The organism is Pseudodesulfovibrio sp. zrk46, from assembly GCF_012516435.1.
Lineage (GTDB): Bacteria > Desulfobacterota > Desulfovibrionia > Desulfovibrionales > Desulfovibrionaceae > Pseudodesulfovibrio.
The window spans coordinates 33,145-54,551 of sequence record NZ_CP051216.1; the positions used below are offsets into that span (position 1 = coordinate 33,145).

Sequence of the window (21,407 nt, forward strand, 5' to 3'; positions counted from 1 at the left end):
CGCAGTGCGACCTCACGCATTCATTTGATCTATTTCTGCATCGCCTGACGAAGTGCCTGAATCGTGCCGCCGATGTCTTCGGAGCCCACGATTTCAGTGACCATGGCCACGCAACTGCAGCCGCGCTTGGTCACTTCAGCGATGTTATGTTCCTTGATGCCACCGATGGCGACAAAGGGGATATCCACGTTGCCAACAACGTATTCGAGGTATTCAAACCCCACCGGGTCGACCACGTCTTCCTTGGTGTAGGTCTTGAAGATTGGCCCGACGCCGATGTAGTCCGCACCGCTCTTCACTGCGGCCTGTGCTTCTTCCGGGGAATGGGTAGACAGACCAATGGCCATCTTTTCGCCCACCAGCTTGCGCACGACTTCCACCGGAAAATCTTCCTGACCGATGTGTACGCCGTCAGCTTCCACCATCATGGCGAGGTCGATGTCGTCGTTAATGATGAAGGCAGCCCTGGCTTCACGGGTCATGCGCCGAATCTCCAAACACTCTTCGTACTTCGCGCCGGATTTCTTCTCCTTCTCGCGGTACTGGATCAGCTTGATATCGTTGTCGAGCATCTGCTGCACGATGTCGATATTGGACCGCCCCAGCGAGAATTTCTCGGCAGTCAGGCAGTAGATATCCGTATCGAGGATGTTCTGCCGGGTGATTTCACGAGTAGGCATCTATGCGCCTCCTTGTTTTTCGTATTGTTCCAGATAGTAGGAGAGCACGGCGTCAGCCTGCTTGGCCGCAGCCACGCCTACCTTGGGAGACATGGGCGGGTGTTCCATGGAGCACTCGGTTTCCATATCGCCTATCAGGAAAAAATTGTCGCGAATCCGGCGGGTACGGATATCGTCGGAGCTGCCGTATCCGCCGATACCGGACGCGGCCACCACCAACTTGTCGGACGGCATGTAGGTCTCCACCAGCACCTTTTTACAGGAAGGATCATCGAAAGCTTCAACCACAGCGTCACAGGACATGAACATGGCTGCCATGTTGTCCGGAGTCACATCATTGGTGCGAAGATCGATCTCCAGATCAGGATTCACGGCCAGCATATTGGCGGCAAGAGCGCGCACTTTAAGTTGACCGACTTGATCCTTGGAATATGCCTGGCGATTGAGATTGGATGCTTCCAGCCGGTCAAAGTCCGCAATGACGAACTTGCGAAAACCGCTTCGCACCAGATGCATGGCGCAGTTGGAACCCAACCCGCCAGCTCCGGCGATACCCACGGTGATTGTCTGCAGAAAACGCAACCGTTCCTCGCCGAGGTACAGAGCTATACCCTGCTCAGTGACATTCACTATACACCTCCCGCTGCTTCATCAAAGATAGGCTCCCAGTCCTTGAACACGGGCTGGAATCCACGCGAACGAAGCATGGCGCACATCTCGTCCACACTGCGATCATCGCTGATGTCGAACTGCCCCACGCTATCCTCGTCATCCACAGCATGGCCGCCCACCTTGGTGGACACGCCAGCGGACATCTTGGTCACGCCCAGCGGCAGGATGTTCTCACGGAAGGCCGCATTCTCGCGGGTCGAAACCGTGATGCCCACTCGGGGACGGAAGATGCGGTAAGCGAGCATGATTTGAACCATGTCACGGTCCGTGGCAATGGTGGCAGGCTGCCAGCCGCCCGCATGGGGACGCATACGCGGCAGAGACACGGAGATATCGGTCTCAGGGAACTTGTCCATGAGATACGAGGCGTGCATGCCAGTAATGACGGCATCCTTGCGCCAGTCACCCAGTCCCAGCAGTGCGCCGATGTTGACCACGCGCATGCCAGCATTGCAACCCCGTTCGGGAGCATCGAGACGGAAACAAAAGTCCTTCTTCGGTCCCTTGGGATGCAGCTTGTCGTACAGCTCCTCGTCGTAGGTCTCCTGATAGATGGTCAGACCATCTACGCCGCCTTCGACAAGGTGGGCATACTCGTCCTCTTCCATGGCATAAATCTCAATGGAAACGGACGGGAAATACTTGCGAAGGATCTCCATGCACTGATCCAGATACTCGGGCGTGGCCATCTTTCGAGACTCGCCCGTCAGGATGAGCAAATGCTTGAGACCTGTGGTAGCAATAGCCTTGGCCTCTGCCTCCACCTGATCCAGCTCCAACTGGGAGCGCACGATCTTGTTCTTGGCGTTGAACCCACAATACACGCAGTGATTGCTGCAGTAATTCGACAGGTACAACGGCGTGAACAGATGAATGGTGCGGCCGAAGTGCTGTTGGGTCAGGCGGCTTGCCTTCTGAGCCATCTCCTCAAGGAGCGGCACGGCAGCCGGACTCATGAGCGCAAGGAAATCCTCGCGACTGCACGAGGGGGCAGCCAAGGCGCGGCGCACATCCGCCTCGGTGATGGAGGCAAATATTGTATCGAGTGGAGCTTCATTCAGCTCTTTGCAAATCGAGTAGAAACTCACGATTTATCCCTCACTCAGGAAGCCGGTCAGCGGAGAAGAAGCCTGCGCCATCGAGTGCTTGGCACCGGGACCGGACAGATATGCTGCACGGCCAGCTTCCACAGCCTGGCCAAATGCCCGTGCCATCATGATCGGATCACTGGCCGTAGCAATGGCGGTGTTGACCAACACGGCGTCAGCGCCCATTTCCATGGCTTCACACGCTTCGGACGGACGGCCGATACCAGCATCCACGATGATGGGCAGGTCGATCTCATCGATGAGAATACGGACCATCTCCTTGGTCTTGAGACCACGGTTGGTGCCGATGGGCGCGCCGAGCGGCATGACCGCGGCTGCCCCGGCATCCACCAGAGAGCGGGCAATATAGAGGTCGGCGTTGACGTACGGGAGCACGACAAAACCATCTTCGGCCAGAATCTCCGTGGCCTTGGCGGTCTCGTAGCCGTCGGGCAACAGGTATTTGTTGTCCGAGATGACCTCGATCTTGATCCAGTTGCCGCAGCCCATTGCCCGGGCCAATTTAGCGATACGCACAGCCTCTTCAGCGGTGCGTGCGCCCGAAGTATTGGGGAGCAACTGCATATCTTTGGGGATGAAATCCATGACGTTACCGGTGTCGGATTCCAGGTCCACACGGCGCAGGGCCACGGTGATTACCTGAGAACCAGATGCCTCGCACACGCCGGGGATAACGGAATCATCGGCGTATTTGCCGGTACCCGTAAACAAGCGGCTCTTGAGCTTGAGGCCGCCGATTTCGAAACTCTCTTCTCTCACAGCCTTATCCTCCACCGACGAACCGGAGTACTTCCAGATGGTCGCCGTCATTGATCATGGTGGTCCCAAAGTTCTCGCCGGTCACGATGTCCCGGTTCAACTCCACTACCACGGTATCCGGGGCAATGCCCTTGGACTCCAGCAGACCGAGGACGCTCAGTCCTTCAGCCACTTCGGTCTCTTTTCCATTTACAGTAATAACCATGTCAGCTCCTTGCCGCACATGTCGAAGGCGCAGCGTTATTACGCCATAAAAAAAACGCTTGCCGTCAGGGCAAGCGCAAACATAAGAGGAAAATCAGAGTAGTGTTGCAGCTTCCCTACGGCAGGATTACCCGCATCAGGTTCGAAGGGACCGGCTCATGCCATCTCAGCCAAAAGGCACCCCTAGCTGCAAAGAACCTAAGTCAATCTGTAGCACAAGTAAAGCAGTTCGATTGATCAATCATACTAAAGCGTTATGCCACCTTTAGCATAAAAACATCTGTTTTTTTTTTCAGTCAATTGAATTTTTCCGACTATTTCGCTCATAAAACCTAAAGTTTTTTCTTGAGTAGGACGATTACAGGGCCGTGACTGAAATTTAACGGGGGAAGTCTCAATGTTCTCAACCATGTTCCAGGCCACCGGTTTCAAAAGGGCGCTCAACCTCTGTAAAGAGGGTAAATACGAAGAGGCGGAGGGCTTATTGAAAAGCCTTCAAGATGAATTTCTGGCCGTCTGCGAAGAAAACGAGGCGTTGAAACTCCAACTTTCCGAAGTGGCCGACGTTCTCGACCTTGCTGACAAAGTGCAGTTTGACGGACAAAAATACTGGCTCATCGAAGAAGAAGAGCGAAAGGGCCCCTTCTGTCAGGTGTGCTATGATCGCGACGGACTGCTGGTCCACCTGCAGGAACACGAGAACCACTGGGAATGCCAGAACTGCCGGGGACTATACATGATTCCCCGCGATAAAAAACAATCGCAACAGAAGAAATCCTTCATGCGAACCACTTTGAAAAAAACCATCCCCCTCTTCCTTGAACAAGAGATGAGTTAGTCAAAAGAACAACAAAAAAGGCGCGGTCAATTGACCGCGCCTTTTTTGTTGTCTTGTCTCTTCCGGGCTACAGGAACTTGGTTCCGAAAAGGGTCGTCTTTCTGATCCACATTTCCAGAATATCCTTGTCGGTGAACTGAACCACTCCGTAAGAGAGGTCGTCCGTATCCTGACCGGGAAGATAGATAAGTACGGCCAGATTCTTACCGGTCCGCTTATTTTCTCTCCAAAGGGTCTTGGCAAAATCTACCAATGCCGTGGTTCCCGGCAGCTTGGTGGTGGACAGGAATATCTTCATGGTGATCCAGGTTTCACCATACTTTTTGGTCTCGGACTTCTCCATCAGCTTGTACTGATAACCGTGCGCGTTTTTGTTAGGCACAGGATCCGGTCGCTTGGCTCCGCTAAAGCGGTTGCGATCAATGACCATGGTCTTCTTGATACCGCCCGCAGGAGCGGACATACCCTTTCCTGCCGCGACAACATTCTCGACCGAAGGCTGTTCTTCCAGCAGGCTGCGCAGGACATACCCTATCGCCCGCTTCTCGCTACGGATGAGTTCATCTTCTTTGAAGACTGCGTACCAACCGTTTTTGAAGTAATCCACACGGACTCGTTCGCCAACCTGCAGGGTACGCTTCAGCTTGGAACTGGTCGTACGCTCAGCGCGCATATTCACCTTACGCTTAAGAGTGACCACTGTGCCCCAAGAAGAAGTCGCAGCCTTGACCGGAGCGGGCTGTGTCGGCGCTTCCACCTTGGGAGCAGGTTTGGGCGCTGGCGGCGGAGCTACATTGCCACCTGTTGAACCGGAGGGCACAGGCTCTGACACCTGCGCCACTTCCATAGGAGCGGGAGTATCGTCTGTCACCGGCTCAAAGAACTTTGCGCTGGAGTAGCCGAGGGCATTCATCTTGGACCGAATAGTGGCATCAGGCGAGAAAACCATAGTCCAATCGTCTTCGGGAAAATCGACAATTACACGCTCGTCGGCAGCCAGAAGTCGAACCTTTTTACCTTTAGTGGAAGGCAAGGTCCGAACATTGAGATTCCGGCCGGCATAGACCATCTCACCCCACGGTTTGGGCTCATGTCTGGTCCGTTTCTTCTTAAGATATTTGGCATTGGAATATCCGACCGCAGCTTTTTCAGTGTTCCGGGTTTCACCAGGTTCAAAAATGGCTACCCAGCCGTCCCTCTCATAGGCGACCCGAACTTTCTGACCGGCATACAGGCTTCCAACCCACTTTGCCTTGGCGGATCGGCCGTTGCGAAGATTCAATGGGCGGTCGGTGTATCGAATTTCACCAAAAGCCATGGCTGCGGCAGCCGCGGAAAGTACCATGAGAGCAGTCAACAGGGAGATGGAAATAATCTTATGCATACAGTCCTCCCTACAGCATTCCGTTAAGTTCGGTGATGACACGATCAGTGATATCCATGGAACTATGGACATACCCAATGATTTCCGGGTCTGTCAGAATCATGGTGAATCCACGCTCTTCAGCAATACGACGCAGGATGGAATCCGCGCGGCGCATGACAAACTGAATCAATCGGCGCTCCTCAACCTGAATATCGAGGTTGCTCTGCTCCACGAGCTGTTCATAGCTGCGAACAGCGAGGCGCAAGGATTTTTCCAGTCCCTGTTCCTCGGTTACGGACAGTGTACCGCTCTCCAGCTGCTGGCGAATGTCCTCCACATCACGGAGGGCTTCGCGGACTCGACGGTCCTTTTCCTTACCCAACCGGGCAAGGTCTTCCTGAGCGATCTGCCCAATGCGCGACTCGCTGACAATGCGCTGGGGATTGACGAACCCCACCTTGGAGTCCTGGGCCATGGCAGGAGCAACGAGTAGTCCCAAAGCGAGAACAACCAGCCCTATTTTCAATAATTTCATTATGATATCTCTCTTGTTATGCAAAACTTGTCGCACTGTAGTCATAAATCAGGTTTGTTGTCGAGCAAGTGCTAAAGCGTGGTCAGCGGGTCCAGATCCAGTCCGGTACGGACCTTTGCAGGGTTGGGATTGGCTTGGGCCACATGCGCATACAGGGTGCGCAGTTTGCTCCAATCCGCTCCCTTGAGCAGACAGTTGTAGCGACGACGCCCTCGCAACATGGAGAGCGGAGCCGGAGCCGGACCGAGCACGGTAATACCGAGTTTGGCCGCCTGCAACTTGAGCACCTTGGCAAACAGGGAAATGGCCGCTGTCCCATCCTTGTAATCTGCCGGATGGCTGATGCGAATTAACGCAAGGCGTGAGAACGGGGGATAGCCGAACATCTTTCGCCGTCCCACTTCGCGCTTGTAAAAACCGTTATAATCACCGCTCAACACCTCATTCCAGATGGGATGCTGCGGGTTACGCGTCTGGATAAGTACACGCCCGGGATTGTCACCGCGCCCTGCGCGCCCGGCCACCTGCACCAGCAGCTGGAAGGTGCGCTCGGAAGAACGGTAATCCGGCAGGTTCAGACCAAGATCGCCATCCGTGACAACAACTAACGTAACGTTGGGGAAATGATGTCCCTTGGAGATCATCTGCGTTCCCACCAACACCTGCGCCTCACCCCGACCAAACGCGCCAAGGATTTCCTCCATGCGTTCCTGTCGTCGTGTGGCATCACGGTCCAACCGCAATACACCAGTGCCTTCAGGAAGAATCTCCTCAAGCCGCTCCTCAAGCCGCTCAGTACCTTCGCCCATGGGGATAAAATTAGAACCGCCGCATTTGGAGCACAGCAACGGATAAGCATAGGACAAACCGCAGTAATGGCAGACCACCCGCTCGCGCCCCTTGTGGTAGGTCATACCCACTTCGCACTCCGGGCAGCGCACGGTCTCGGTACAATCAAGGCAATACATGAGCGGCGAATAACCACGCCTGTTCAGCATGACGATGGCCTGCTTGCCTTCCTTGATCGTCTCCTTCAACGCCTCAATGGTCACCGGCGCAAAAGGCTGGTTGGAATCATTGAGGGCAGCGATATCCACCAGATCAACCTTCGGCAGCACGCTGTCGCCAACACGTTCCTTGAGAGTGGAAACCGGGATGATGCCGTTCTCAGCGGCATGAAATGTCTTTACATCAGGCGTGGCCGAGCCAAGCACCAACAAACCGCCGGTCCGCTCCACTCGATACCACCCCACTTCCTTGGCGTGATAGGCGAGGCGGTCCTCCTGCTTGAACGATTCGTCATGTTCCTCATCCATGACCACCATGCCGAGGTCGGGAACAGGGAGGAAAAGCGCAGAACGAGTACCCACCACAATCACCGGATCGTTCTCTTTGACCAGCCCGGTAAAGGTAACTTCGCGTTTCTTGGGGCTCTGGTATCCGTGATAGAAAAGTGTCTTGGCTGCCGGAAAATGCTCGGTGACATTGCGATAGAGTTTGCAGGCCAGCGCTACTTCCGGGGCAAGAAGAATCACAGACCGTCCCTGCTCCAAACATTTCCGCGCCATCTCGAGATAGAGCACGGTCTTGCCGCTACCCGTAACTCCGTGGACCAGATGCGCTCCCCCACCATTGCCCAAGGTGGCAATCATCTCGCCCATGGCCTGCTGCTGTTCCGGCGTCAAATCGTACTTGAGAGGCTCTGCCTCGGCGCAGCTTCCTTTGCCTTCGTCAACTTCCGCCAGCTTGTCGGCGGTCAATTCGCCAAGTCGCACCAGATTCCGCCCTTCCATTTTGGCAGCGGTATCAGGAGCCCAATCACCCAGCACATGACGCAAAGAGTAAAGAGACTGCGGACCATTATCTAGGATGTATTCAAGGATGCGGATTTGCCGTTTGGCATTGGGACGCACTGCCCACGGCGGATCAGAGACCAAGGAGACAAATCGTTCTTCAGCCTCACGCTGAGCATTGATGCGAACACGCATCCGACCATCAAGCCAAAGCGCCATGAAAGCCTTCAGATCCTCTTCACTACACTTGGGAAGCTGAGAAGGACGAATGGAGCCAGGGAGTTTACGCTCGGACAAGTGCTTGTCCACACGAAAAGTGACTGCAGCGGTACGCAACCCGCGAGGCAGAATAATCTCAAGGATGCGACCGACGCTGACCATCTGACGCGCGGCCAGATTCTCAGCCATGTCGAGGTAGTCTTCATCCAGCAGGGGCTCAACTTCGAGCGGCCAGATAAGAGACTTCATCTCGACGCCTTCTGGAGCCTCCTCTGCAGGACCAACGACAACGCCCATCCGATGGGACTTGCCCAACGGAACGATGACACGCTGGCCAGAAACCAGATCAGGAAAATAGGACGGACGCTCGTAGGTCAACACCGTGTACGGCGGACTGACGAGCGTTACCTGCCAGAGGTCGGCCATGAGAGCCTACTGTGCTGGGTAGCGGAAAAAGTCCCGCAGGATATCGAAAGGCGCAGGAGGCGCGGCGCACGGCGTGGTGTCCAGCGCGTCACGAGCATAAAGCTCCTCGCCATCGGCCCGGTTGACCCCGATCCACTTAACCTTGGCCTCGAGCACATGATCTGCCCCCATGGTAGTCACCACTTTCTGAGGCACACGGAACCCGCCAAGGGTACGGTAGTCGCCATAGGACACGGTGATGGTGGAACCATCCACTGCATACCGCACCAGAATCGGAGACATGTCTTCATTGTGCAGCTGCACTGTGGGCGCAATTTCATCCCCGGGTTCGGCACCCAGCATGTAGCACGGCATCGAGTCACAGAAACCGAAATTCTGAGTGGCGTTATCCACGCCCCACGATTTCCAGCTCTCCACCGGATTAGGAGCCATCCAGACAAACATGGGAGAAAGAGGAAAATCGCCGTTCACGCAGGAAGCGGACACATTGCCGTTCATACCCACCGCAGCGGCCTTGTCTCCGGCTTTCCACTCCTGACGCCATTTGCCGCGCGCATACCAGATATGGGCGATCACGCCGGGAAACTCGGGGAAAGACATCTCTGCCTCCCAAGAGGTAAGCGGACCATACGCCGTACGCACCCGCTGGCCCAATTCCAGATCATCCGGCACAAAGGCGGATGCAGGCAGAGCAAAAAGGCAGATATAAACGAAAACAATAAAAACGCTTATTTGTCGGAACAAGGCAGCAACTCCTGAAGACGCTTGACGAGTTCATCATGCAGTTCCTCGTCATGCAGGGCAAAATAAATGTTGGCGGTAAGGTATTCCACCCAGTCACCCGCGTCAAACCGCTGGCCACCCAGCTTCACCGCAATAAGTTTATCCTGATCAGCCAATCCCTGAAGCGCATCGGTGAGCTGGATTTCGCCGCCCACGCCAGCCTTCTGGCCTTCGAGGATATCAAAAATTTCCGGCAGCAGAACGTAACGACCGATGATGGCAAGGTTGGACGGAGCCTCTTCAGCCTTGGGCTTCTCGACCAAATTGGTCACACGGTAGGTACCATCCCCCAGCTCTTCACCCTTGATCACGCCATATTTGCTGACCTTCTCTTCAGGAACTTCAATAACGCCGACCACAGCCTTGCCAGTAGCTTCGGAAGCCTTGATCAACTCGCCGATTCCGGTGTTCACGCCGAACATGAGGTCATCACCGAGCATGACGGCAAACGGTTCGTTCTTGCAAACCTCACGAGCCGTAAGCACTGCATGGCCGAGACCGAGCTGCTCTTTCTGACGCACGGCAATGACATTTACCAAGTCGGCCACGCGGCGAACTTCCTCAAGCATCTTCCCCTTGCCCGCACGGTCCAGGAGTTGTTCCAACAAGAAGTTACGGTCAAAGTGATCTTCAATGATGGTCTTGTTCTGGTTGGTGACAAACACCACATCACTCAAGCCCGCTTCAATGCCCTCTTCGACAATATACTGCACGATGGGCTTGCGGAAGATGGGGAGCATCTCCTTGGGAACGTTCTTGGTAGCAGGAAGAGAACGAGTACCCCAACCGGCAACGGGAATCACGGCTTTCTTGATATCCATTTGTCCAACCTCTCGCAGTTACTTTAAATGCTTTTCGCAGGCTTCAACAATATCGTTCGTGTACATTTCCACTTTGTCTGCATCCTGTCCCTCAACCATCACACGGCAAACAGCTTCGGTTCCAGAGTAACGAAGGAGCACGCGACCTTTACCGGCCATGGCTTCTTCGACCTTGCGGACAGCCTTCTGGACCTCGGGAGCATCGTCAAAGGGAATCTTGCGTTTGACGTGAACGTTCTTGAGCACCTGCGGAAACGGCTCCAGCAACCCGGCCAGTTCAGACAGGGGCTTTTGCTTTTCGCACATGATGCGCAACAACTGAAGCGCCGCCAACAGGCCGTCGCCAGTGGTGGAATGCTCCATGAAGATCAAGTGGCCAGACTGCTCGCCGCCAAGCATGGCACCTTCCCTGCGCATGGCCTCCATGACGTAACGGTCGCCCACTGCGGTGCGCAGCAATTGACCGCCATTATCCTTCATGAAAATCTCAAGCGCCATATTGGACATGACCGTGGCCACCAACATGTTCTTGGGCAGGCGTTGCTGTTCGATCATTTCGAGAGCAGAGAGCGCCATGATCTGATCGCCATCCAAAACGCGACCATTCTCGTCACATACGATCAGACGGTCAGCATCACCATCAAGGGCAATACCAATATCTGCTCCCTCATCCACAACGATGTTGGAGATGACCTCAGGATACAGGGAACCACACTTCTGGTTGATGTTCAGTCCATCGGGCTCAACACCAACCCTGATCACCTCGGCACCCAACTCTTCCAACACGGTGGGAGCCACGCCGTACGCGGCACCATGGGCGCAGTCGAGCACGACCTTCAAACCATCGAGGGTGAGGTCCTGAGAAAAACTGTTCTTGAGATACTGGATGTAACGGCCATAGGCATCAGTAATGCGACGGGCGCGACCGATGTTCTCCGGTGCGGGGTAATCCCACTGGGGATTCTCGGCCAACACCAGTTCACTGATCTCGTCTTCCACTTCATCAGGCAGCTTGAAGCCATCGCTATCGAAGAACTTGATGCCGTTATCCATGAACGGATTGTGGGAAGCGGAAATAACCACGCCCAGAGAAGCGCGCATGGAACGGGTCAGGAAAGAAATGGCCGGGGTGGGCATTGGTCCCACCAGAAAAACGTCCATGCCGTTGGCGCACAGGCCGGAAGTCAGAGCGGTTTCGAACACATATCCGGAAAGGCGGGTGTCCTTACCTATAACTACACGATGGTGCTTCTGTCCGTTGCGAAAATACTGTCCCGCAGCAAGGCCCAGCTTCAGGGCGATCTCCGGAGTCATGGGATATATATTACCTTGGCCGCGCAGGCCATCGGTACCAAAAAGCCGTTGTTTCATTGATTGCTCCAAACCCAACCGATATGGCGGGTCATTATTTCTTGATCGTCGTTTTGACGGTCTCAGGATTCTTTTTCAGCAAACGGCACCCTTCAGGAAGGACCACTTCATATTCGAGGTCAAACGAACCCAGTGCCATTTGAGGGCCGAACACCAGCGTGGCGGCCATATCCTTTCGATATTCATTGTTGCGGAAGAGTGCAATGGGCCCTTCGATCTGCAGTCGAACATAGTCCTGAACAGGCGTCGCCTTAACTCCTCCCGGTGCCACCACCTGAAGCGGCAGCTTGACCCATATATCTCGGGTCTTGGGTCCAAAAAAGGCTTCCATACGCACCTGTCCGGGGGACGCCTCGATCTCGTCAGGGAGTTCGATGGGCACATCCTCGCTCCAAGTACGGGGCACCTCTTCAGGGAAATCTTCTTTCAAGACCACTTTGGCCTTGGATATCTTTCGCAGCTTGGTCTCAGGCCCACGAATCTCAACGAGATCAGGTGCCGCAACGACTTCAAGCAGCTTATAGTCACTATTCAGTGCTCCAGCCCAAACAGCTTCCAGCGCTATCTTTTTGGAAATACGACGATCAACCAACAGCTTGAGGCGGTTGGGCTTGATCTCAATCACCTCATAACTGGAGGTCAGAGGCATCTTGTCACGGACGATGTCCAACACCTGCTCACCAATCCGCAGATGACTGACGTCGAGCGGATAGGTCAAATTCTGGGCGCTCAGCGAAGCCACGAGTCCTTTGGGGCCGCGGAGACGCACCTGAATCTTATCCACCAACCCTTCTTCAATGATCATACCCTCGGGCGGATTGGTCATGACGATAGGCATATCCACCCACGCTTCAACCACTTCCCGGCCGGTAACCAGGAACCAGGTGAAGATGGCCAGCGCAAGGGCCAATATCATGGTCTGCCAATTTCTCATCATCCTAGCGCCCCAAAGCGTTTTTCAAGACTCGGCGCAAACGCACTCCGTCCAGGCTGGTAGTCAGGCGGCCGTTCATGGCCACGGACACTTCTCCGCGTTCCTCTGACACGACAACAGTGATGGCGTCGGAGCCTTCACTGATACCAAGGGCAGCGCGGTGACGCGTACCGTACATCGGCTGGCCGCGCAACTTGTTTGACAGCGGCAAAATACAGGCAGCGGCAACAATGCGGTCGCGTCGAATAATGACCGCGCCATCGTGCAGCAGTGTCTCGGTAACAAAAATGGTTTCGATCAGTTCCTGATTAACCTTGGCGTCCAATTCAATCCCACGCTCAATGATGTCACCCAACGGCATGTTCTTTTCGAACACAATGATGGCACCGGTATGGGTCTCGGACATATTCATAATCGCCGTGGTCAACTGATCCAGTGTGTCATCACGGACCTCGGATTTGGTCCAGAAACGCTTGGTACCGACCGATGCGAGCGCTTTACGAATATCGTTCTTGAACAGAATAACAACCACCAGGAAGATGGAGGCCAGGAACTCGCCAAGGAGTGCATTCAAAGTATAGAGATTAAACAGATCGGAAACATAATAAATCACCAATACGACAACGAGACCGTACAGGACGGCGGCAGCACGAGTGCCACGAACAAGAAGAATGATGTTGTAGTAAAGAAAGGCGACGAGGCCAATATCGAGGACAACCCGCCAGGTGATCTGTATTCCGAAAAGTTCAAACATATTTTTGACTACGCTATTTCGTGAACAATGGTCAACGTTTGCCGCGCAAGTTTTACCTCATGTACACGATGAATGGGTACACCTTTCGCAGCCAGCACGGCAGTTGCCGCCTGCGTGGCATTCTGCCGTTCCCCTACTTCCAATCCAAGCAGCCCTTGCCACAAGGATTTATTGGACAATCCCATGTAGATAGGCAGACCAAGCACATTGAATCGCTCAATGTCGCGCAGAATCTCCAGATTGTGTTCCAGCAGCTTGCCGAACCCAATGCCGGGATCCAGTACAATACGGTCTTTGGACAATCCCGCCTTGTCGAGCGCTTCCAACTTCTGCTCAAAGAAAGCCAGAATTTCGTCCACCACATTACTATATGATGGTGCGTCCTGCATATCCTCGGGTTTGCCAAGGGAATGCATGAGCACATAGCCGGGCTTGTACTGGCCGATTACATCCAGCAGTTCCGGTTCAAATGCAAAGGCGGACACATCGTTGAGAATGACCGCTCCAGCATCCAACGCCGCAGCGGCGACCTTAGCCTTATAGGTGTCAATGGAAACGACGCTGTCGATATCGGCAGCCACAAGCCCTTCGATGACCGGCACCACGCGGGCCATCTCATCTGCTTCAGTCACCTTGTCGGCGTACGGTCGGGTTGATTCTCCACCCACATCCAAAATATGTGCGCCCTCTTCGGCCAACTGCAAGCCGTGGGCGATGCCTGCGCCAGCATCGTCATACGTGCCGCCGTCATAAAAAGAGTCCGGGGTCACATTCACGATCCCGGCAATAAAGAAGGGGGCAGGTCCGAGAACCTTGCCCCCTTTTACTGTCCATGTTGTGTCAATCATTGATGCGGAAGTAGCGTTGTTTACTGAACCTTGGGGCCGCCGTCTCCCTCGGGGCCGGGCTTGTCTTCGCCGTCCTCGAGGATGAAGTCGTCACCATCGTCAGTCTTTGTTTCGCCTTCGCTCACCGGTTGGTAACCGGGACCGGAGGGCTTACCTTCCGCGGTGTAGCTGGAAGGAGCTCCAGCCTTCTCGCCTGTGGAGGAACCACCAGTAGAGCCGGATGCCGGTCCACCGTTGTTCTTATCCATGGGCGGCAGCGGCTTGCCTTCCATCAGCAGATCGATATCGTCACCGGTGATGGTCTCGCGATCCAACAAAGCCAGGGTAATGGCTTCCAGCGCTTCCATGTTGTCCTTCAGCAGCTGGGTAGCTGTCTGATATGCCTCTTCAACGAAGCGGCGGACTTCGGAATCGATCAGCTTGGCAGTTTCCTCACCATAGTTCTTGTTATGGATGAGTTCCTTGCCCAGGAAGACCTGCTCCTGGTTGTCGCCGAAGCTCAGAGGACCGAGCTTGTCGGACATACCCCACATGCAGACCATGGAATGAGCGGTCTTGGTGGCGCGTTCGATATCGTTGCTCGCACCCGTGGTGAGCTGGTCGAGGACAATCTCCTCGGCGCAGCGGCCACCCATGAGCACGGCCATATTATTCATGAGATAGGTCTTGGAGTAATTGTGACGATCCTCGCCGGGCAGCTGCATGGTCACACCAAGCGCACGGCCACGGGGAATGATGGAGACCTTGTGAACCGGATCAGTACCGGGCAGCAGTCGCGCAACCAGTGCGTGACCAGCTTCATGGTAAGCGGTGGTCTTCTTATCGTCATCGGACAAAATCAGGGAACGGCGTTCACGGCCACCCATCATCAGCTTGTCCTTGGCTTCCTCGAAGTCGCCCATGTCCACACGGTCTTTGCCAACCTTGGCAGCCTGAAGAGCAGCCTCGTTGACGAGGTTCTCCAGATCCGCACCGGAAAAACCGGGGGTACCGCGAGCGATCTTCTCCAGATCGACTTCACCGGAAAGCGGGGTCCTGCGACTGTGGACCTTGAGGATGTGCTCGCGACCACGCAGGTCCGGGCTGGGCACCACGACCTGACGGTCGAAGCGGCCGGGACGCAGCAGGGCCGGATCAAGAACGTCGGGACGGTTGGTGGCCGCAACGAGGATAACACCCTCGTTGGACTCGAAGCCGTCCATCTCGACCAGCAACTGGTTCAAGGTCTGTTCACGTTCGTCGTGTCCACCGCCGAGGCCAGCGCCACGCTGACGACCAACGGCATCGATTTCGTCAATGAAGATCAGGCACGGAGCGTTCTTCTTGCCCTGGGCAAAGAGGTCACGCACACGGGATGCACCGACACCAACGAACATTTCAACAAAGTCGGAACCGGAAATGGTGTAGAAGGGAACGCCAGCTTCACCAGCAACGGCGCGTGCCAACAGGGTCTTACCGGTACCGGGAGAACCGACCAGCAGAACGCCCTTGGGAATACGACCGCCCAGGCGGGTGAACTTGCGGGGTTCGCGCAGGAAGTCGACGACCTCGGAGAGTTCTTCCTTGGCTTCGTCGACACCAGCAACGTCTTCAAAGGTGACCTTGGCGGTCTCCTCGTTGATAAGACGCGCCTTGGAACGACCGAAGCTCATGGCTCCACGGCCGCCTCCACCGCCGCCCTGCATCTGACGCATGAAGAAAATCCATACACCGATGAGCAGCAGCATGGGGAACCAGGAGAGAAGCAGGGTCATGTACCACGGCGACTCATCCGGCGGCTCGGCCTTCACCTCGACGCCCTTCTGAATGAGCGTATCTACAAGCTTGGGATCTTCCGGAGTGTAGACCTGGAACTTTTCACCGGAGCTCTTCACGCCGGTGATCTTTGGTCCCTGAATCTTGACCTCGGAAACGCCACCATTGTCCACCATTGAGAGGAACTCGCTGTAGGACGGGTTGTCCTGCGGGACAGGCGGCTGGTTAAATAGATTGAAGAGGACAACCATCAGAATGAAGATGATCGCCCAAATAACCAGATTTTTCATGTGGTTGTTCAAAGGAACTTCCTCCGGGCATCAGGAGCGGTGCCCCACTGCCCTCGTGTGCGGATCGCGTAACGGGGATAGCGACCCAAGTATTACCGTTTTTCTGAGAATCTAGAGTAATGCCCTTGTATGAAAAATCAAGGGATACGAGGCAAAAAATACCCCGTATCCCATATTTTTGTTACGAAACGGCTATTTTATTGCTTCGAGCCATACTTTCAGGTCACCAATCTGCTTGTTCACGGAAGCTGGACCGGTGCCGCCGGGGGAAGTTCTGCGTTCCACGCATGCCCTATAATCGAGCACGCCGAAAACATCTTCCTCGATATCGGCAGAGAACTGCTTGAAGTCTTCCAGAGACAGGTTTTCCAGTCCCACGCCCTTGCCCTCGGCAAAGGCGACAGCTGCACCGGTGATGTGGTGCGCTTCACGGAATGGTACGCCCTTGGCAGCCAGATAGTCGGCCAACTCGGTGGCATTGAGGAAGCCTCGTTCCACGGTTGCCAGCATCTTCTCAGGCACGAAAACCAACTGTTCCAACATGCCCTTCATGATACCGAGGGATGCGGTAACGGTCTTGTCGGCATCGAAGAACGGCTCCTTGTCTTCCTGCAGATCGCGGTTGTACGTCATGGGCAAACCCTTGAGCACTACCAGCAGGGACATGAGGGAGCCAACCACACGGCCGGTCTTGCCGCGCATAAGCTCACAGGCATCCGGGTTCTTCTTCTGCGGCATGATGGAGGAGCCGGTCGCATACTGATCCGGCAGCTTCACGTAACCAAAGTTCGGATTGGCCCAGATGATGACCTCTTCGCACATACGGGAAAGATGGGTCATGATCAGGCTGCCTGTGAACACGGCTTCCAGCGCGAAGTCGCGATCGGAAACAGCGTCCATGGAGTTGGCAAAGATATTCTCAACGCCAAGATCATCGGCCACGGCCTGCGGATTCACCGGGTGGGTGGTGCCGGCCAGCGCAGCAGCGCCCAGCGGCATGACACGCACTCGCTTGAGGGCATCTTCCACGCGCTCAAGATCACGCTTGAACATCTGACAGTAAGCCAGCAGATGATGCGCCAGGCTCACAGGCTGAGCAGGCTGAAAGTGGGTGCAACCGGGCAGCAAGGTCTCCTTGTGCTCTTCGGCGCGGGCCACATAAACCTCAATCAGGGAGGCCAGATATTCTTTCCAGGAAGCGAGACGGGCTGCCACATGGAGGCGGAAATCAAGTGCCACCTGATCGTTACGGGAACGCGCGGTGTGCAGCTTGCCGCCCAGCGGGCCGATGATGTCGGTAAGACGAGACTCAACGTTCATGTGAACGTCTTCCATCTCGGTCTTCCATTCGAAATCGCCGGCCTCGATCTCGGCCTTGACCTTGTCGAGACCTTCGCAAATCTGCGCGGCCTCGTCCTCGGTCAAAAAGCCCTGCTTCGCCAACACGCGAGCATGGGCCTGAGAGCCACGGATGTCCTCGGCATAGAGCTGCCAATCATAGGACACGGACTCGGAATATGCTTCCATGGAAGCGGCGGTGCCTTCGGCAAACCGACCGCCCCACATTTTTTTTTCTGCCATAATTCAGCTTCCGTTGAATTTCTTATTATTTCAAACTGTTCAAAAATGGTGAGCTGCTAGGCGCAAGGAGCAATCAAGGCCGACGCGTAGTCTTCCTACGCGAGGATTTGATTGCTCCGCAGCAACGACGCAGATCACTGTTTTTCAACAGGTTAGCTCTCGCAGGTGTCGTCGGTGTCCTTGCCGCCCCACTTGGACTGCTGCATGCGCCCCTTGAGACGCAGACCCACCAGATTGATGAAGCCTTCTGCGTCGGCCTGGTCGTAAACGTAGTCTTCCTCGAAGGTGGCCAGTTCGGGGTTGTACATGGAGAACGGGGACTTGCGGCCCATGGGGATGCAATTGCCCTTGTACAACTTCAGGCGGACGGTACCGGTTACCTTCTCCTGAGACTTGTCGATCATGGCCTGCAAGGCTTCGCGCTCCGGAGAGAACCAGAAGCCGTTGTATACCATGGTGGCGTATTTCGGGATCAGGGAATCACGCAGGTGCATCATCTCACGATCCATGCAGACGCCTTCAAGGTCACGGTGAGCAGCAGCCATGATGGTGCCGCCCGGGGTCTCGTACACGCCACGGGACTTCATGCCCACGAAGCGGTTTTCAACCATGTCGACACGACCGATGCCGTGCTTGCCACCCAGCTCATTGAGCTTGGCCAGCAGTGCAGCCGGGGAGTATTTCACGGAGTTGACGGCAATGGGATCACCGGCTTCGAAGTCGATGGTGATCTCTTCAGCCTCGTCCGGGCACAGCTCGGGCGGAGTGATGTTGCGGTAGCAATCCGGACCGGGGGCGTTCCACGGATCTTCCAACTCGCCGCCCTCGAAGGAGGTGTGCAGCAGGTTGGCGTCGATGGACCAAGGCTTTTTGCGGGAAACCGGGATGGGAATCTCGTTTTCCTTGGCGAAATTGATCAGATCGGTACGGGATTTCAGCTCCCACTCGCGCCAGGGGGCGATGGTCTTGAGCTTCGGGTTCAAAGCCATGGTGGCCAGCTCGAAGCGGACCTGGTCATTACCCTTACCGGTTGCACCGTGGGCAACAGCCTGTGCGCCCTCCATTTCAGCGATTTCAACCATGCGCTTGGAGATCAGCGGACGGGCGATGGAGGTGCCGAGCAGGTAACGACCTTCATACAGGGCGTTGGCGCGGAACATGGGGAAGACGTAGTCACGTACGAATTCTTCGCGCATGTCTTCCACGTATGCCTTGCAGGCACCAGTGGACATGGCCTTTTCTTCCAGGCCTTCCATTTCTTCACCCTGACCGAGGTCAGCGGTCATGGTAACCACTTCGCAATTGTAGTGGTTCTTGATCCACTTCAGAATGATGGAGGTGTCCAGGCCACCAGAGTAGGCCAGAACAACTTTTTCGATTTTGCTCATTGTATAACTCTCTCTAATACTCTTTATTTATAAATCCATTCAAGGATTGCTTTCTGCATGTGGAGGCGGTTCTCGGCCTGATCCCAAACAATGGAAGCCGGGCTCTCGAACACGGACTCGCTGACTTCTTCCTCGCGGTGCGCGGGCAGGCAATGCATGAACTTGGCATCCTCGGCGGCTTTGGCCATGAGGGCATCGTCAACCATGTAGCCTGCAAACGCTTTTTCACGCTTGGCCTGCTCTTCTTCCTGGCCCATGGATGCCCAGACGTCGGTATTGACGTAATGTGCACCGGCCACGGCTTCAGCCGGATCGTCGGTCAATGTAATGACCGCACCCAGGCCGCGGGCCTTGTCCAGAATTTCTTCATCCGGCTCGTAGCCCTTGGGGCATGCGAGGGACAGCTGGTAACCAAAGGGTACAGCGCCGTTAATGAAGGAGTGAGCCATGTTATTGCCATCGCCTACCCATGCCACCTTCAGCTCTTCCAGCTTCGGGGTGCGCTCGTACATGGTGAGCACGTCAGCCATGATCTGGCAGGGATGATATTCATCGGTCAGCGCGTTGACCACAGGGATGTCGCCGTATTCGACCAGGGTTTCGAGCTTCTCCTGGCCGAAAGTTCGCACGATGAGCCCGTCCGCGTATCGCGATAGTACGCGAGCGGTGTCTTTGAGAGGCTCACTACGGCCGAGCTGAGAATCCTTGGAAGCGATAAAAACCGGATCGCCGCCGAGCTGGCGGACGCCGACTTCAAAGGACACTCGGGTACGAGTGGAAGCCTTTTCAAAAATCAAGAGCAGGGTCTTGCCGGCCAAAAGGTCAGTACGGACTTTGTTGTCCTTCATCTCTTTGGCGCGCAGCAGCACCTGTTGGGCCTCATCCCTAGGGATGTCCAGAATGGTCAGAAAATTCTTGGGCATCGTGTGTGTACTCCATTCTTCGATTGCCGATGATAAAACGAAAGAGAAGGAGTGTGACCCAATATTATATCAAAGTAAAGGAAATTGAGGCTGGGCGGGCGCTCGCGGGCGAAAAAGGCCAAACAACGAAAAATCAGGGCATAATGCGTTCGAGATACATGCTCCCGCCGAACTTCAACTCGCTGATGACCAACGGCTTGATAGGGTCTCCATTCTCGTCAAAGCTGATTTCTCCGGTCACTCCTTCAAATCTCTGTGTCGTTGCCAAAGCATCACGCACAGACTTCCCATCTGTGGAACCTGCACGTTCCATGGCATCCTTGAAGAGCATGAAGCTGTCGTAAACCAACGGCTGAGTATCTTCTTTTATCGCCCCATGTTCTGCCTCGAATTCCTTGACAAAGCGCTTGGAAAGCGGGGTGTCCACCCAACGACTCCAGTGACCGGAATAGTAAATACCATTGGCCTTCTCACCGATATACTCAAACATCTTCATGCCAATGCCATCGGCGCTCAATAGCTCGGCGCGAAGCCCAAAGTCGCGCGCCCTTCCGAAGATCTTACCGACATCTGAGTACCCCCCCGGCACAAACAGGGCATCGGGATCTTGAACGAGAACCTTCTTGAGAATCTCATCCACGTCATCGTCTTCGCGGTAGCCGCCGGTCCAAACAACCAGGCCGCCCAATCGCTCAAAGGCCTCGGTGAATGTCTTGGCCAAGCCCATGCTGTAAGCTCTGTTCTCATCCACCAGCACCACGGCGGTCTTGCACTTCAACCGCGCACGGGCAAAGCGGGCCAGACCGCCTCCCTGAAAGGAATCAGTAAAGCAGATACGGAAAATAAAATCGCCCACCTTGGTCACGGCTTCGTTGGTGGACATATGCGAGATCATTGGGATTCCGGCTTCTTGCAACACTTTGGCCATGGCAATGGAGTGAGAGCTCCAGTTGCACCCGACCACAGCGACGGCACCGTCCTTGATAGCGGCTCGCGCAGCTTCAGCACTCCCTTCCGGTGTGCTCTTGTTGTCGTACTCGAGGAGTTTTACCTTTCGGCCAAGGATACCGCCCTGCTCGTTGATCTCCTTCACAACGAATTGGGCAGCATCGAAAGAAACGATATTGGTGGCCCCGGCAACCCCGGTTTTGGCAGTGATCATAGCTATTTTGATTGGTGATTCAGCGTACGCAGGAGACACGGCCCAACCGACTGTCAGGACAGCGAACAGCATCAGAAGGATGCACAGGGAAGTCAAATTCACTCGCTCACAGATCATGCAATCCACCTCGTAGTAAGGCAGACTACGCCAATCCTATACAGAGTGCAAAGGCGTTATAATATTTCGAATGTACGAT

Annotated in this window: 20 protein-coding genes and 1 riboswitch; of the genes, 1 reads left to right on the top strand and 19 read right to left on the bottom strand. The window is 55.1% G+C overall.

Translation table 11 applies throughout. From position 1 onward, the window contains the following. Nucleotides 1-29 precede the first annotated feature (29 nt). Genes thiE through thiS form a run of 5 tightly spaced genes read right to left on the bottom strand, consistent with a single transcriptional unit; the run spans nucleotide 30 to nucleotide 3,425 of the window. Complete coding sequence (gene thiE, locus HFN16_RS00190) at nucleotides 30-680, bottom strand: thiamine phosphate synthase (protein WP_210772220.1); 651 nt, start codon at nucleotides 678-680, stop codon at nucleotides 30-32. After that, nucleotides 681-1,310 carry a sulfur carrier protein ThiS adenylyltransferase ThiF gene (gene thiF / locus HFN16_RS00195; protein WP_168888777.1) on the bottom strand — a complete coding sequence of 210 codons (630 nt, stop codon included), beginning with the start codon at nucleotides 1,308-1,310 and terminating at the stop codon, nucleotides 681-683. Continuing rightward, nucleotides 1,310-2,440 carry a 2-iminoacetate synthase ThiH gene (thiH, locus tag HFN16_RS00200; protein ID WP_168888778.1) on the bottom strand — a complete coding sequence of 377 codons (1,131 nt, stop codon included), beginning with the start codon at nucleotides 2,438-2,440 and terminating at the stop codon, nucleotides 1,310-1,312. Before thiH ends, thiF begins: the two co-directional genes overlap by 1 nt. 3 nt (nucleotides 2,441-2,443) lie before the next feature. Beyond that, the gene (locus tag HFN16_RS00205) at nucleotides 2,444-3,220 is read right to left on the bottom strand and encodes a thiazole synthase (protein ID WP_247648511.1); all 777 of its coding nucleotides are present in this window, start codon (nucleotides 3,218-3,220) and stop codon (nucleotides 2,444-2,446) included. A gap of 4 nt (nucleotides 3,221-3,224) precedes the next feature. After that, a complete protein-coding gene (thiS, locus tag HFN16_RS00210; protein ID WP_168888780.1) occupies nucleotides 3,225-3,425 on the bottom strand; it encodes a sulfur carrier protein ThiS in 201 nt (66 codons plus the stop codon). A 95-nt stretch (nucleotides 3,426-3,520) separates the two neighbouring features. Continuing rightward, a riboswitch (TPP riboswitch) is annotated at nucleotides 3,521-3,619 on the bottom strand. 289 nt (nucleotides 3,620-3,908) lie between these two features. Between thiS and HFN16_RS00215 the strand changes: the two genes are divergently transcribed. After that, complete coding sequence (locus HFN16_RS00215) at nucleotides 3,909-4,262, top strand: hypothetical protein (RefSeq protein WP_247648389.1); 354 nt, start codon at nucleotides 3,909-3,911, stop codon at nucleotides 4,260-4,262. 67 nt (nucleotides 4,263-4,329) lie between these two features. Here HFN16_RS00215 and HFN16_RS00220 read toward each other — a convergent pair whose 3' ends face one another. From HFN16_RS00220 to HFN16_RS00285, 14 genes are all read right to left on the bottom strand, one after another. Continuing rightward, entirely contained in the window at nucleotides 4,330-5,646 is a 1,317-nt protein-coding gene (locus HFN16_RS00220) for an SH3 domain-containing protein (RefSeq protein WP_168888782.1), read from the bottom strand. A gap of 10 nt (nucleotides 5,647-5,656) precedes the next feature. Beyond that, complete coding sequence (locus HFN16_RS00225) at nucleotides 5,657-6,163, bottom strand: OmpH family outer membrane protein (protein ID WP_168888783.1); 507 nt, start codon at nucleotides 6,161-6,163, stop codon at nucleotides 5,657-5,659. 71 nt (nucleotides 6,164-6,234) lie between these two features. Next, nucleotides 6,235-8,601 (bottom strand): primosomal protein N', encoded by a 2,367-nt coding sequence (gene priA / locus HFN16_RS00230; RefSeq protein ID WP_168888784.1) that lies wholly within the window; start codon nucleotides 8,599-8,601, stop codon nucleotides 6,235-6,237. A gap of 6 nt (nucleotides 8,602-8,607) precedes the next feature. Next, the gene (locus HFN16_RS00235; RefSeq protein ID WP_168888785.1) at nucleotides 8,608-9,345 is read right to left on the bottom strand and encodes a hypothetical protein; all 738 of its coding nucleotides are present in this window, start codon (nucleotides 9,343-9,345) and stop codon (nucleotides 8,608-8,610) included. After that, nucleotides 9,330-10,205, bottom strand: coding sequence for a UTP--glucose-1-phosphate uridylyltransferase GalU (galU, locus tag HFN16_RS00240; protein ID WP_168888786.1), 876 nt, complete (start codon nucleotides 10,203-10,205; stop codon nucleotides 9,330-9,332). The genes HFN16_RS00235 and galU overlap by 16 nt, the downstream gene beginning before the upstream one ends. An 18-nt stretch (nucleotides 10,206-10,223) precedes the next feature. After that, a complete protein-coding gene (glmM, locus tag HFN16_RS00245) occupies nucleotides 10,224-11,576 on the bottom strand; it encodes a phosphoglucosamine mutase (protein WP_168888787.1) in 1,353 nt (450 codons plus the stop codon). Nucleotides 11,577-11,610: 34 nt separating this feature from the next. After that, the gene (locus HFN16_RS00250; RefSeq protein ID WP_168888788.1) at nucleotides 11,611-12,513 is read right to left on the bottom strand and encodes a CdaR family protein; all 903 of its coding nucleotides are present in this window, start codon (nucleotides 12,511-12,513) and stop codon (nucleotides 11,611-11,613) included. Between the two features lies 1 nt (nucleotide 12,514). Further along, a complete protein-coding gene (gene cdaA, locus HFN16_RS00255) occupies nucleotides 12,515-13,264 on the bottom strand; it encodes a diadenylate cyclase CdaA (protein ID WP_168888789.1) in 750 nt (249 codons plus the stop codon). Between the two features lie 8 nt (nucleotides 13,265-13,272). Continuing rightward, entirely contained in the window at nucleotides 13,273-14,112 is an 840-nt protein-coding gene (folP, locus tag HFN16_RS00260) for a dihydropteroate synthase (protein ID WP_168888790.1), read from the bottom strand. A gap of 20 nt (nucleotides 14,113-14,132) precedes the next feature. Beyond that, entirely contained in the window at nucleotides 14,133-16,169 is a 2,037-nt protein-coding gene (gene ftsH / locus HFN16_RS00265; RefSeq protein WP_168888791.1) for an ATP-dependent zinc metalloprotease FtsH, read from the bottom strand. A 180-nt stretch (nucleotides 16,170-16,349) separates the two neighbouring features. Continuing rightward, on the bottom strand, nucleotides 16,350-17,738 hold the full coding sequence (gene argH, locus HFN16_RS00270; protein WP_168888792.1) for an argininosuccinate lyase: 1,389 nt from the start codon (nucleotides 17,736-17,738) through the stop codon (nucleotides 16,350-16,352). A 152-nt stretch (nucleotides 17,739-17,890) separates the two neighbouring features. After that, the gene (locus HFN16_RS00275; protein ID WP_168888793.1) at nucleotides 17,891-19,126 is read right to left on the bottom strand and encodes an argininosuccinate synthase; all 1,236 of its coding nucleotides are present in this window, start codon (nucleotides 19,124-19,126) and stop codon (nucleotides 17,891-17,893) included. Nucleotides 19,127-19,149: 23 nt separating this feature from the next. Beyond that, nucleotides 19,150-20,049 carry an ornithine carbamoyltransferase gene (gene argF, locus HFN16_RS00280; RefSeq protein WP_168888794.1) on the bottom strand — a complete coding sequence of 300 codons (900 nt, stop codon included), beginning with the start codon at nucleotides 20,047-20,049 and terminating at the stop codon, nucleotides 19,150-19,152. A gap of 133 nt (nucleotides 20,050-20,182) precedes the next feature. Then, nucleotides 20,183-21,328 carry an ABC transporter substrate-binding protein gene (locus HFN16_RS00285; RefSeq protein ID WP_168888795.1) on the bottom strand — a complete coding sequence of 382 codons (1,146 nt, stop codon included), beginning with the start codon at nucleotides 21,326-21,328 and terminating at the stop codon, nucleotides 20,183-20,185. Between the last annotated feature and the right edge of the window lie 79 nt (nucleotides 21,329-21,407).